The following is a 12,516-nucleotide window of genomic DNA, read 5'->3' on the forward strand; positions in this document are numbered from 1 at the left end:
TTAAATACACCTTACTCGAGTTTCACCGACAGGGCCAGACCGCGAAGCTCGTGCAGCAGCACGTTCATCGCCTCGGGAATACCCGGCTTGGGCAGGTTCTCGCCCTTGACAATGGCCTCGTACGCCTTGGCACGGCCCATCACGTCGTCGGACTTGATCGTCAGAATCTCCTGCAGGATGTTGGCGGCGCCGAAACCTTCGAGCGCCCAAACCTCCATCTCACCGAAACGCTGACCGCCGAACTGGGCTTTACCGCCGAGCGGCTGCTGCGTGATGAGCGAGTACGGACCGATCGAACGCGCGTGCATCTTGTCGTCGATCATGTGGCCCAGCTTGAGCATGTAAATCACGCCCACCGTAGCCGGCTGGTCGAACATCTCGCCCGTACCGCCGTCATAGAGGTACGTACGTCCGCTGTGCGGAATGCCGGCCTGTGCCGTGTATTCATTGATCTGGTCGAGCGAAGCGCCGTCGAAAATCGGCGTCGCGAACTTCATGCCCAGCTCACGGCCGGCCCATCCGAGCACGGTCTCGTAAATCTGGCCGAGGTTCATTCGCGAAGGCACGCCCAGCGGGTTCAGGCAGATGTCGACGATCGTTCCGTCCTCGAGGAACGGCATATCCTCGTCGCGCACGATACGGGCAACGATACCCTTGTTACCGTGACGGCCGGCCATCTTGTCACCCACCTTCAGCTTACGCTTCTTGGCGATGTAAACCTTGGCCATCTGGATAACGCCCGTCTGGGGAAGTTCGTCACCGTTGGTGATGTTGTACTTCTCGCGCTTGATGGCGGCATCGGCCTTCTTCCACTCGATGGTGTAATTATTAATGGTAGCTTCGATAAGTGCATCGGTATGGGCGTCGCCCGTCCAGTTGCACGAACCGAGGTTCAGGTAACCCATCACCACGCCGGTCTTCTCGTCCGACGATTTGCGGGCGATCTCTTCCAGCATCTTCTGCGAGAACTTCGTTCCTGCGGGATAGAGTTCCACCCCGAAGTAGTCGGTAACACCCGTAGAGGTCTTGCCCTGGAGCAGCGTCCACAGTTTCGAAACCAGGCGCTTTGTGAGCTCCGCGATTTCGGCTGCAAACTTCTCGTCGAGCTTGTCCAACTGGGCTTTCTCGGCGCTCTTGCTCTTCTTGCCTTCCTTGTTGGCACGGCTGTAAAGGCAGGTGTCGATCACCACGCCGTGCAGCGACGGCTGGGCTTTCAGCGAAGCGTCCTTCACGTCGCCGGCCTTGTCGCCGAAGATCGCGCGGAGCAGCTTCTCCTCGGGCGAAGGATCGCTCTCGCCCTTCGGGGTGATCTTACCGATCAGAATGTCGCCCGGGTGGATGTTGGCGCCGATACGTACGATACCGTTGGCGTCGAGGTCCTTCGTGGCCTCCTCCGAAACGTTGGGAATATCCGAGGTGAGCTCCTCGACACCGCGCTTGGTATCGCGAACCTCCATGATATACTCGTCGACGTGCACCGAGGTGAAAATATCCTCACGCTGGATACGCTCCGAGATCACGATAGCATCCTCGAAGTTGTAACCCTTCCAGGGCATGAACGCCACCTTGAGGTTGCGGCCCAGGGCCAGCTCGCCGTGCTGCGTCGAGTAGCCTTCGGTCAGAATCTGTCCCTTGGTCACCTTCTCGCCCGTCAGCACGATGGGCCTCAGCGTCACCGAGGTGTTCTGGTTGGTACGACGGTAGCGCGGCAGCGTATAGGTCGTCACCTCCGGAGCGAACGATGCGAGGATTTCATCCTCCGTGCGGTCGTATTTGATCTGAATCTTCGTCGCGTCGGAGAACGTTACTTCGCCGTCGCCCTCGGCCACGATCTGAATGCGGCTGTCGGAGATCATGTCCTTCTCGATACCCGTGCCGACGATCGGGGCTTCCGAAGTCACCAGGGGCACGGCCTGGCGCATCATGTTCGAACCCATCAGCGCACGGTTGGCGTCGTCGTGCTCGAGGAACGGGATAAGGCTCGCGGCGATCGAAGCGATCTGGTTCGGAGCCACGTCCATCAGGTCGACTTCGCTGGCCGTAACCACGGGGAAGTCAGCGCCTTCACGCGCCTTGATACGGTCGGGTTCCAGGAAGTTGCCCTCCCCGTCGATCGGGGTGTTCGCCTGTGCGGCGACCAGGTCTTCCTCCTCCTCGGCCGAATAATAGTGGATATGCGAATTATCCATGTCGACCTTGCCGTTCTCTACCCGGCGGTAGGGCGTCTCGATGAATCCCATCGGGGAGATCTTCGCATAAACGCACAGCGACGAGATAAGACCGATGTTCGGGCCTTCCGGCGACTCGATCGGGCAAAGGCGGCCGTAGTGCGTATAGTGTACGTCTCGCACCTCGAAACCGGCGCGGTCACGCGACAGACCGCCGGGGCCGAGAGCCGAAAGACGGCGTTTGTGCGTAATCTCGGCCAGCGGGTTGATCTGGTCCATGAACTGCGAGAGCTGCGAGGTTCCGAAGAACGAGTTGATCACCGAAGAGAGGGTCTTGGCGTTGATCAGGTCCACCGGGGTAAACACCTCGTTGTCACGCACGTTCATGCGCTCGCGGATCGTACGCGCCATGCGCACGAAACCGACCGAGAACTGATTCGACAACTGCTCGCCCACGGTGCGGACACGACGGTTCGACAGGTGGTCGATATCGTCGACATCGGCTTTCGAGTTGATCAGCTGGATCAGGTATTTGATAATGGCGATGATGTCCTCGCGCGTCAACGTGCGAATGGCCGGATCGGTATCCAAACCCAGCTTCTTGTTGATGCGGAAACGACCCACGTCACCCAGGTCATAGCGTTTGTCCGAGAAGAACAGCTTCTCGATAACGTCGCGCGCCGTCGCCTCATCGGGCGGCTCCGAAGCGCGCAGCTGCCTGTAGATGTAAACCACGGCCTCCTTCTCGGAGTTGCACGGGTCCTTCTGCAAGGTATTGTAGATGATCGAGAAATCGATGCCCGAGAGATTCTCCTTGTGCAGCAGAATCGTCTTGGCGCCGCTCTCGAGGATTTGATCGACATGCTCCTCCTCGAGAACCGTCTCGCGATCCACGATCACGTTGTTTCGTTCGATGGAGACAACCTCGCCCGTATCCTCGTCCACGAAGTCCTCGACCCACGTCGAGAGCACCCTCGCAGCCAACTTGCGGCCTACGGCTTTTTTGAGGTTGGCCTTGTTGACCTTCACCTCGTCCGCCAGGTCGAAGATTTCCAGAATCTGCTGGTCGGCCTCGTAACCGATGGCACGCAGCAGCGTCGTAACGGGCAGTTTCTTCTTACGGTCGATGTAAGCGTACATCACGTTGTTGATGTCCGTAGCGAACTCTATCCACGAACCCTTGAAAGGAATGATTCGCGCCGAATAGAGTTTCGTTCCGTTCGTGTGCATGCTCTGTCCGAAGAACACGCCGGGCGAACGGTGCAACTGGGATACGATGACACGCTCCGCACCGTTGATGACGAACGTACCGCGTTCGGTCATGTAGGGAATCGTCCCGAAGTACACGTCCTGAACGACAACACCGAAATCTTCGTGCTCGTCGTCCGTACAGTAAAGCTTCAGTTTGGCCTTCAGCGGAACGCTGTATGTCAAACCGCGCTCCAGGCACTCCTCGATCGAGTAACGGGGCGGGTCGATATAGTAGTCGATAAACTCCAGAACGAAATTGTTCCGGGTATCCGTGATGGGGAAATTCTCCTGAAACACCTTATACAGCCCCTCGTTCTTGCGATTCTCGGCCGTGGTATCCATCTGGAAAAAGTCCCGGAATGATTTAAGCTGTACCTCCAGCAAATCCGGATAAGGAACCCGGTTTTTTACTGTCGAAAAGCTAATTCTTTGTTGTGTTTTTGCTGCGGACATCGTAAAATCCAAATTAGTTGAAGTGTAATGGGTTACGCTCCCCAAAATGTGCGGGTCATTATCCCGGCAATGCCCCCGTATGAAGGCGTCTTACGCCCCGGGAGCATCCTATATTCCAAAAACCGGACACAGCTCCTGATCGGCACTTCCGGTCTTTAGACCAAGAAAAGGCATAGAGCTTACACGCGGTAAGCCCTATACCTGTTCGTCTTCTATTGACGCTTAAGCAGCAATGCTACTTGAGCTCAACTTCAGCACCTGCTTCCTCGAGCTGGCCCTTGATCTGCTCAGCCTCTTCCTTGGAAACACCCTCCTTAACGGCCTTGGGAGCACCGTCAACGAGCGCTTTAGCATCGCCCAGCGAAAGACCTGCAAGGTCCTTCACTACCTTGATAACCTGGAGCTTGGCCTGACCGGCGTTCTTCAGGATTACGTCGAACGTCGACTTCTCTGCAGCAGCAGCCTCGCCTGCGCCTGCAGCGGGAGCTGCAACGGCAACAGCGGCAGCAGCCGGCTCAATGCCATACTCCTCCTTGAGGATCTGTGCGAGTTCGTTTACCTCGGTAACCTTCAGGTTTACCAGTTCTTCAGCAAGTTTCTTTACGTCTGCCATAGTTGTAAGCTTATTAATTTGTTTTTAATTCTTTTGTGATTAGTTGTTTCTCGATTCGAGCGTCTTCACGATGCCCGCAATCTTTTGGCCTGCATTAGCCTGCAATGCAGAAATAACATTCTTGGCCGGGGACTGCAGCAGCGCGATGATGTCGCCGATGAGTTCCTCCTTGCTCTTGATGTTACACAGAGCGTCCAGCTGGTTGTCGCCCACGTAAACGCATCCTTCGGCGAAAGCCGCCTTCAGGACGGGCTTGTCCGATTTCTTGCGGAACTCCTTGATCAAAACAGCGGGAGCTTTCGCAACGTTCGTGAACATAACCGAGGTAGGACCCTCCAATACTTTTACCAGATCAGCATCGGCCTTTTCCACCTTTTCGAGGGCTTTGCCCAGGAGGGTGTTCTTAACGACCACCAATTTTACATCGCTCTCGAAGCACTTGCGGCGCAGGGCAGCGGTCTGCTCTGCATCCAGCGACTCGATGTCGGTGATGTAGAAGTGAGGATAAGCCTGGAGCTGCTCGGCGAGGTTGTTAATAACAACCAGTTTTTCTTCCTTAGTCATCTCTTCTCTCCTCCTTCTTATTTGGTTTCTACTGATTTGGAATCAATCTGCACGCCGGGGCTCATGGTGGTCGAGAGATAAATACTCTTCACATAAGAACCTTTGGCAGCAGCCGGTTTCAGCTTGATAATCATATTCAGCACCTCTTTCGCGTTTTCCACGATCTGATCTGCCGAGAACGAAACCTTGCCTACCGTCGTGTGGATGATACCGAATTTGTCGACCTTAAAGTCGATCTTACCGGCTTTCACCTCGCTTACGGCCTTGCCGACTTCCATAGTAACCGTACCGGTCTTGGGGTTCGGCATCAGTCCGCGGGGACCCAGAATACGGCCCAGCGCACCGACTTTACCCATTACGTTGGGAGTACAGATGATCACGTCAACGTCGGTCCAGCCGGCCTTGATCTTGTCAACATACTCGTCCAGACCTACATAGTCAGCGCCTGCAGCCGTCGCCTCGGCCTCCTTCTCGGGAGTACAAAGCACCAGCACACGCACCGTTTTACCGGTTCCGTGGGGAAGCGTCACCACGCCGCGGACCATCTGGTTCGCCTTGCGGGGGTCAACGCCCAGACGCACGTCGATATCCACCGAAGCGTCGAATTTCGTGAACGTAATTTCCTTCAGAAGAGCGGCAGCCTCCGGGAGCTTGTAAGCCTTAGCGGCTTCCACCTTAGCGTAGGCGATCTTTTGATTTTTTGTCAACTTACTCATCTTCTTCGCAATTACATATTAGGAAATTCTCCGACGACACTGATACCCATACTGCGGGCAGTACCGGCAACCATGCGCATAGCGGATTCCAGTGTAAAGCAGTTCATGTCAGGCATTTTGTCCTGAGCAATTTCGCGGACCTGATCCCACGTCACCTGACCGACCTTGTCGCGGTTAGGCTGAGCGGAACCCGTCTTCGCTTTGGCTGCTTCCTTGAGCTGGATGGCTACGGGCGGCTGTTTTACGACAAAGTCGAACGACTTGTCGCTGTAAACAGTGATGATGACCGGGAGAACCTTTCCCGCCTTGTCCTGCGTACGAGCATTGAATTGCTTGCAGAAGTCCATGATATTGACTCCCTTAGAACCCAATGCGGGACCAACCGGGGGCGAAGGATTGGCGGCACCACCTTTGATCTGCAATTTAATAAATGCAGCAATCTCTTTTGCCATAGTTTTCCTTGGTTAATTATTCTTTTTCTACTTGGGTGAAACTCAACTCCATAGGAGTTTTGCGCCCGAATATCTTCACCGATACCGTGAGTTTCTTGCGCTCGTTGTCGACGGCCTCGATAGTACCTTGGAAGCTCGAGAAAGGACCGTCCGTAACCTTGACGGTCTCGCCGACAAAGAAGGGTATTTCGTTCTCCTCCTCCTGTGCGCTCAGTTCGTCGACGCGGCCGAGGATGCGCGCAACCTCCTGCGGACGCAGGGGCGTAGCGTTCATCTTGCGGCTGTCCTCTTTGGTGTCGCCGAGGAAACCCAGCACATTGGGAGTATTGCGAATTATAATCGGAATCTGGCCGACGAAAGCGGCCTCCACCAACACGTAACCCGGATAAGAAACCTTCTCTTTCGAAACCTTCTTTCCGTTGCGGATGGTATAGACTTTTTCGGTAGGAATCAACACCTGGGAAATGTAGTCCTCCAGGTGGTTATGGCGGATTTCGGCCTCGATATACTCTTTGACCTTTCCCTCCTTACCACCGATAGCACGGACGACATACCACTGTTTCTTAATCTCGCTCATCGTTTCAGCAAACAATTAACGGCCAAGATTTCCCAGGGTCTTGTAAATGCCTGCCATCACGTTCTCGAACGTCACGTCCATTGCCAGAACGACCACGGCGAAGATGACCGAAGCCACCATCACGACGATCGTAGAACTCTGGAGCTGCGGAAACGTAGGCCACGTTACCTTGTTTACAAGCTCGTTGTAAGATTCTTTAACGTATTTGAACATATCTTTGTCTTTTACTCTTGGCAGGAGCAGAGAGATTCGAACTCCCATCAACGGTTTTGGAGACCGCTATTCTACCCTTGAACTATGCTCCTAAAAAGGGAGGCGATGCGGTTCACCGCCTCCCGGAATATCGATTGTGAATTACTTCAGAATCTTCAGGATCTGACCTGCACCTACCGTACGGCCACCCTCGCGGATTGCGAAACGAAGACCTTCGTTGATAGCTACCGGGTAGATCAGGTTTACGGAGATGGTTACGTGGTCGCCCGGCATAACCATGTCTACGCCTGCGGGCAGGTGAACCTCACCCGTTACGTCCATCGTACGCAGGTAGAACTGGGGACGATAGTTGTTGTGGAACGGCGTGTGACGGCCACCCTCTTCTTTCTTCAGGATGTAGACCTCAGCCTCGAACTCGGTGTGCGGGGTGATCGAGCCGGGTTTAGCGACTACCATACCGCGCTTAACATCCTTCTTGTCGATACCGCGGAGCAGCAGACCTACGTTGTCGCCGGCCTCGCCCTGATCGAGCAGCTTGCGGAACATCTCGACGCCCGTACAGGTCGACGTGAGGGTCTTCTCCTCGAGACCTACGATCTCAACGGGATCACCTACGTGAATGATACCGGTTTCGATACGGCCCGTTACAACGGTTCCACGGCCGGTGATCGAGAACACGTCCTCAACAGGCATCAGGAACGGCTTCTCGTTCTCACGCGGGGGAATCGGAATATATTCGTCGACAGCAGCCATCAGCTCCATGATCTTCTCTTCCCACTTAGCCTCGCCGTTCAGGCCGCCGAGTGCGGAACCACGGATGATGGGAGCGTTGTCGCCATCGTACTCATACTTCGAAAGCAGGTCGCGAACCTCCATCTCGACGAGGTCGAGCATTTCGGGATCGTCAACCATGTCGCACTTGTTCAGGAAAACAACGATGCGCGGTACGTTCACCTGACGGGCGAGCAGCACGTGCTCGTTGGTCTGGGGCATCGGACCGTCCGTAGCGGCAACGACCAGGATAGCACCGTCCATCTGAGCGGCACCGGTAACCATGTTCTTCACATAGTCGGCGTGGCCCGGGCAGTCTACGTGAGCGTAGTGACGGTTGGCCGTCTGGTACTCAACGTGCGAGGTGTTGATCGTGATACCACGCTCTTTCTCCTCGGGAGCGTTGTCGATCGAGTCGAACGAACGGAGCTCCGACAGACCGTTCTTAGCCAAAACGGTCGTGATAGCAGCGGTAAGAGTGGTCTTACCGTGGTCAACGTGACCGATGGTACCGATGTTTACGTGCGGTTTCGACCGGTCGAATTTTTCTTTTGCCATAGTATTAAGTATTTAAAGTATTGTTAAAAATTGTCCTAAAGTTTTAAAATTCATTTCGCAGAACGAGCGAGCGACACAAACTCCCCATTTCATTCAACGGAGGCGTTCGCATCACACGCTGCTGCGTACTGGAGCGGAAGACGAGGCTCAAACTCGCGACCCTCAGCTTGGAAGGCTGATGCTCTATCAACTGAGCTACTTCCGCAAAAATATACCGCATCAGAGTCATCCCTCCCCTCGCACCGTCTTCCGACGGCGTCCGGGTCTTGCAACTCCAACCGGCACTCTCTTTTAGTGGGAAGTGATGGATTCGAACCACCGAAGGCGTAAGCCAGCAGATTTACAGTCTGCCCCATTTGGCCACTCTGGTAACTTCCCAATTTTTGTGCTCCCTGTTCCGGTTTTGTTTTCCGTTTCCGAAGAAACCCGACCTGGCTTCGAGCCATGCGCCGTCTCTTTCGGAGGGGGCTTTCGTCTGCCGCTGCTCGTTTGTTCGACCGGATCCTTCGATCCGCTTCTCGCATCGGCTCTCCGAGCCGATGGAGGGATTCGAACCCCCGACCAGCTGATTACAAATCAGCTGCTCTGGCCAACTGAGCTACATCGGCGTATTCACCGTTTTGGATTGCAAAAGTAGGCATAAAAAATTTACCTCGCAAATTATTCGGGATAAATTTTCTACTTTTTCACTCTTCTCAAAGAACGGCGCCCGATCGTCCTGACTTCAGGGGCGAAATCGGGTGCAAAGATAGGAAAAGTTTTGAATAACACAACAGCTTCTGCGAAAAATATCGCCCTTCCGGGCCAACTATATTACGCGCCGGCCCGACCGGCATCGCGACGATTCTCCCAAGGAATATTTCCGCGGCTGCAATACCTATTTTATATAAGAAATCCGAATTCGCTTATTTTTCGTATCTTTAAACCTGAGAATTTATGCATTATGGAAACGATACCCCTTTTCGGCCCTTACAGCCTCCGGGCTCTTCGCGCGGAAGACGCCCCGGATATCTTCGCTTCGATCGACACGCAGCGCCTCCATTTGGGGCGCTGGCTTCCGTTTGTAGCCGACACGCACCAGATCGAACAAACCCGGCAGGTAGTGGCCGGCATGCTTGCCGACACCGCCAACCCGGTCTTCACGCTCCGCGACGGCTGCACCTTTGCCGGGCTGATCGGGTTCAAATCGGCCGACGGCCGCAAGCGCAGTATCGAGATCGGCTACTGGCTGCGCGAGGAGCAGCAGGGCAAGGGGATCATGACGGCAGCCGTGCAGGCGCTCTGCGACCTCGCATTCGGAGAAATGGGGATGCAGCGCGTGGAAATCCGCTGCGGAGTGGGCAACCTCCCGAGCAACCGCATCCCGCAGCGCCTCGGCTTCCTGCGCAGCCACATCGAAATGCAGGGCGAGCAACTTTCCGACGGGACGTGGATCGACCTGAACGTCTACGTGCTGACACACTGAAAAAGGAGGCTCCGAAGAACCTCCTCTTATCCGGACCGGCCGGCCGCCCTATTTCTTTTTGATCGAACTGATCAACTGCGCGGGCGTCGCCTGCAGGTAATTCTTGCAAAACCGGCTGAACTGCGTGTAGTGGCGGAATCCGTACTTGTTCATCAGCGCCTTGGTGCTGTCCTCGCCGTCGCGGATGTCCGTAAAGACCTTCAGTGCCTTCTGGCGCATCATCCAGTGATAAACGCTGTCGTTGAAATGCTCGGCAAAACGGCGCTTGAACACCGAAAGGCTCATACCTGCGAGCGAAGCCAGTTCGGCGACACCCTGTGCCTTGTCGTAATTGTTGCAGACGAAGACGCGGAAATTGTCCTGCGGCTGAATCATCGACTGGAAGAAGTAAGCGTGTTCCGTCGGCGTGTAGAGCACCTTGATCATCATGAAAAGCTCGGTGGCCTTCATCCGGTGGTAGCGCACGCAGTTGAACATCTGGCGAATTGTGAAGAATGTACCCAAAAGGCGCTCTATCGCCGGGTGCATCGAAAGCGTGGGAACCGATTCGGTCGGGACAACCGAGTCGTAGGGCATTACTTTGTCGAAAATATCCTGCTCACAGAACTCGATACGGTGAATGAGCGACAACACGACCACATGGGTCTCGTCATCCTGGGCCGTAACGACGAAGCGTTCGCTGCGGGCGAGACACACGCACTGTTTCGACGTAACCAGACGTACCGTATCGTTGCCGTGTTCCAGCTTCAGCGATCCCGACATGACGAAAAGGATGCGCACCATGCGGTCGGCAGGGAACGTTACCCCTTCACCGGCCGCAAACGTAAGCTGCGAAAACCGGCAATAGGTCGAATCGCCGATGCGGCGAAACGGTGCTGGGAATGTAGGACAACTACTACAATCCGCAGTGCAACTCTCCTTCAGCGACGACTCCTCAAACTGCGGTTGGGGTTGATAATCCATAAATTATAAATCTGTGTGATGTGATTTTTATGGACAAAATTACAAAAAAAATCAGAATAGCAAGCAAATAGGCGTCCGCAAGGCTAAAAAAAGTCCCTGCCGCAACCGGCAGGGACTCTGCAAAACATCGCAAAGGCGGCAAAATGCCTATTTATAACTAATGATCAAAATTTTCGAAGACTCCCAGAAACGCACGGGATCGGTGATGATCAGTTTCTCGACGACCTTGTTCGCGTCGGTCACCAGTTCGTACGACCCCTCGGGGTGCGACGTGACGAGCGAGGCTTTCTTCTGTCCTATGGGAATTTCCGACAGCAGCCGCGAATCGGCCATCGTGAAACTGTCCAAATTGCTGTTCTTCCCGACGGTCAGCGTGCGGCCGATGAAACCCTGCTTGTTGATGATCTGTGCATCGCGCAACTCCTTCTCGGCCCCCACGATATAGTAAACCGTATTGAGCTGGTTCTGCAATTCAACCTTCTCGCCGCTCAGGTTCTCGACCTGGACGCTCCGGGCAGCCACCTCCTGTGTGAGGTTCTCCACTTCGGCTCCCATTCGGGTCAGGTTCTCACGGAGCTGTTCCACTTCGGCATTCTTCTCTGCCAATTGTTTGTTTATGCCGGCAATCATCTTTTCCAACCCGTCGATACGCAGATTCGCCTTGCGCAGCAGGGCCGCCGAACGTTGCAGCGATTCGATCTTCGATCGGTTCTCCTGCAGCAGGCGGTCGATGGCTTTGATGTCGTTGTTGATCTCCTCGACGGGACGGCGGCCGCTCTCGGCCTCCCCGGCCACGGTAATGAGGTTCTCACGCGACTTGATCAGCGCGAGGTTCTCCGATATGGCATTGATGTCCGCAAACACGGCATTGATCAGCGAATCTTTCGCGCTGACGACCGTCGCCAGCGAATCGCGCTGGCTCTCCGCCTGAACTGCGACCTGCTTGCTCACGCAGGAGGTAAAGACCGCAACGACGCCCAGCGCCGCGGCGATCAAACTATTTTTCATCTTGTTTTTCATGGCTCCAACACTCTATGTTTTACAATCTTGTTCGCCTTCGGGCGCAAATATATATATAAAAACAAGACCTTGTTCAGAATTTTTCACAAAGCCTGAAAATTCCGTGCCGGAGCCAAAAATAACGGGCCGCAACTTTCGTTGCAGCCCGTTTTTGCAAATGCGGAAGCGTGATTACTTCGCACCTTTCTTATCGTAGCGTTTTGCGTAACGGCTCATAAACTTATCGACGCGACCAGCGGTGTCAACCAACTTCATCTTACCGGTGTAGAACGGGTGCGACGTGTTGGAAATTTCCATCTTATACACGGGATAGGTTTCGCCGTTCACTTCGATGGTCTCTTTTGTCGAAACGGCGGACCGACACAAAAACACGATGTCGTTGGACATGTCCTTGAACGCCACCAAACGATAATTCTCCGGATGAATACCCTTTTTCATTTCGTTGTTTTTGTTTTTAATTATTGCTTAAGCGGGACAAAGGTACGAATTAATTTGCAACAAACAACATCCGCCGCACTTTTTTTCACACTCCGAAGGCCGGAGGGTTGCGCAATCTGAATACTTTTTTTATCTTTGCGCCACAAAAGCGCTCCACAGGCGCAGGACCGGGCCCATAGCTCAGTTGGTCAGAGCAGCGGACTCATAATCCGAAGGTCGTGGGATCATGCCCCTCTGGGCCCACTCAGAAGCGGCTTACAGCAATGTAAGTCGTTTTTCTTTTGTCTTCTCACC

Annotated in this window: 12 protein-coding genes and 5 tRNA genes; 2 read left to right on the forward strand and 15 right to left on the reverse strand. The window is 54.5% G+C overall.

All coding sequences use genetic code 11. The annotated features are described in order from the left end of the window. Nucleotides 1-11 precede the first annotated feature (11 nt). From rpoB to KG007_RS11605, 12 genes are all read right to left on the reverse strand, one after another. Nucleotides 12-3,872 carry a DNA-directed RNA polymerase subunit beta gene (gene rpoB / locus KG007_RS11550; protein ID WP_195458701.1) on the reverse strand — a complete coding sequence of 1,287 codons (3,861 nt, stop codon included), beginning with the start codon at nucleotides 3,870-3,872 and terminating at the stop codon, nucleotides 12-14. A 235-nt stretch (nucleotides 3,873-4,107) separates the two neighbouring features. Then, on the reverse strand, nucleotides 4,108-4,485 hold the full coding sequence (gene rplL / locus KG007_RS11555; protein ID WP_195458702.1) for a 50S ribosomal protein L7/L12: 378 nt from the start codon (nucleotides 4,483-4,485) through the stop codon (nucleotides 4,108-4,110). A gap of 39 nt (nucleotides 4,486-4,524) precedes the next feature. Next, nucleotides 4,525-5,049 carry a 50S ribosomal protein L10 gene (gene rplJ, locus KG007_RS11560; RefSeq protein ID WP_213349002.1) on the reverse strand — a complete coding sequence of 175 codons (525 nt, stop codon included), beginning with the start codon at nucleotides 5,047-5,049 and terminating at the stop codon, nucleotides 4,525-4,527. Nucleotides 5,050-5,066: 17 nt separating this feature from the next. Then, nucleotides 5,067-5,765, reverse strand: a complete 699-nt coding sequence (gene rplA / locus KG007_RS11565) for a 50S ribosomal protein L1 (protein ID WP_195458704.1) — start codon at nucleotides 5,763-5,765, stop codon at nucleotides 5,067-5,069. A gap of 11 nt (nucleotides 5,766-5,776) precedes the next feature. Beyond that, the gene (rplK, locus tag KG007_RS11570; RefSeq protein WP_195458705.1) at nucleotides 5,777-6,217 is read right to left on the reverse strand and encodes a 50S ribosomal protein L11; all 441 of its coding nucleotides are present in this window, start codon (nucleotides 6,215-6,217) and stop codon (nucleotides 5,777-5,779) included. Nucleotides 6,218-6,233: 16 nt separating this feature from the next. Then, entirely contained in the window at nucleotides 6,234-6,794 is a 561-nt protein-coding gene (nusG, locus tag KG007_RS11575; RefSeq protein WP_195458706.1) for a transcription termination/antitermination protein NusG, read from the reverse strand. A 15-nt stretch (nucleotides 6,795-6,809) separates the two neighbouring features. Next, nucleotides 6,810-7,007, reverse strand: coding sequence for a preprotein translocase subunit SecE (gene secE / locus KG007_RS11580; RefSeq protein WP_195458707.1), 198 nt, complete (start codon nucleotides 7,005-7,007; stop codon nucleotides 6,810-6,812). Nucleotides 7,008-7,025: 18 nt separating this feature from the next. Next, nucleotides 7,026-7,099: transfer RNA gene (locus KG007_RS11585), tRNA-Trp, on the reverse strand. 49 nt (nucleotides 7,100-7,148) lie between these two features. Then, nucleotides 7,149-8,336: an elongation factor Tu gene (gene tuf, locus KG007_RS11590; RefSeq protein ID WP_195458708.1), complete on the reverse strand. Its 1,188-nt coding sequence runs from the start codon at nucleotides 8,334-8,336 to the stop codon at nucleotides 7,149-7,151. Between the two features lie 129 nt (nucleotides 8,337-8,465). Next, nucleotides 8,466-8,541: transfer RNA gene (locus KG007_RS11595), tRNA-Gly, on the reverse strand. Nucleotides 8,542-8,631: 90 nt separating this feature from the next. Next, nucleotides 8,632-8,714, reverse strand: a tRNA-Tyr gene (locus KG007_RS11600). A 156-nt stretch (nucleotides 8,715-8,870) separates the two neighbouring features. Next, nucleotides 8,871-8,944 (reverse strand) — tRNA-Thr (locus tag KG007_RS11605). Between the two features lie 335 nt (nucleotides 8,945-9,279). On the opposite strand from KG007_RS11605, the gene KG007_RS11610 reads away from it, so the two are divergent. After that, on the forward strand, nucleotides 9,280-9,801 hold the full coding sequence (locus KG007_RS11610) for a GNAT family N-acetyltransferase (RefSeq protein ID WP_213349004.1): 522 nt from the start codon (nucleotides 9,280-9,282) through the stop codon (nucleotides 9,799-9,801). Between the two features lie 48 nt (nucleotides 9,802-9,849). Here KG007_RS11610 and KG007_RS11615 read toward each other — a convergent pair whose 3' ends face one another. The 3 genes from KG007_RS11615 to KG007_RS11625 all read right to left on the reverse strand — a co-directional run bounded on the left by KG007_RS11615 (nucleotide 9,850) and on the right by KG007_RS11625 (nucleotide 12,222). Then, nucleotides 9,850-10,764, reverse strand: a complete 915-nt coding sequence (locus KG007_RS11615; protein ID WP_229095344.1) for a helix-turn-helix domain-containing protein — start codon at nucleotides 10,762-10,764, stop codon at nucleotides 9,850-9,852. Between the two features lie 147 nt (nucleotides 10,765-10,911). Continuing rightward, entirely contained in the window at nucleotides 10,912-11,772 is an 861-nt protein-coding gene (locus KG007_RS11620; protein WP_213349006.1) for a Cbp1 family collagen-binding glycoprotein adhesin, read from the reverse strand. 183 nt (nucleotides 11,773-11,955) lie between these two features. Further along, nucleotides 11,956-12,222 (reverse strand): type B 50S ribosomal protein L31, encoded by a 267-nt coding sequence (locus KG007_RS11625; RefSeq protein WP_195458711.1) that lies wholly within the window; start codon nucleotides 12,220-12,222, stop codon nucleotides 11,956-11,958. Nucleotides 12,223-12,391: 169 nt separating this feature from the next. On the opposite strand from KG007_RS11625, the gene KG007_RS11630 reads away from it, so the two are divergent. After that, nucleotides 12,392-12,465: transfer RNA gene (locus KG007_RS11630), tRNA-Ile, on the forward strand. Nucleotides 12,466-12,516: the final 51 nt, after the last annotated feature.

This window comes from Alistipes montrealensis (assembly GCF_018362775.1).
Classification (GTDB): domain Bacteria; phylum Bacteroidota; class Bacteroidia; order Bacteroidales; family Rikenellaceae; genus Alistipes; species Alistipes montrealensis.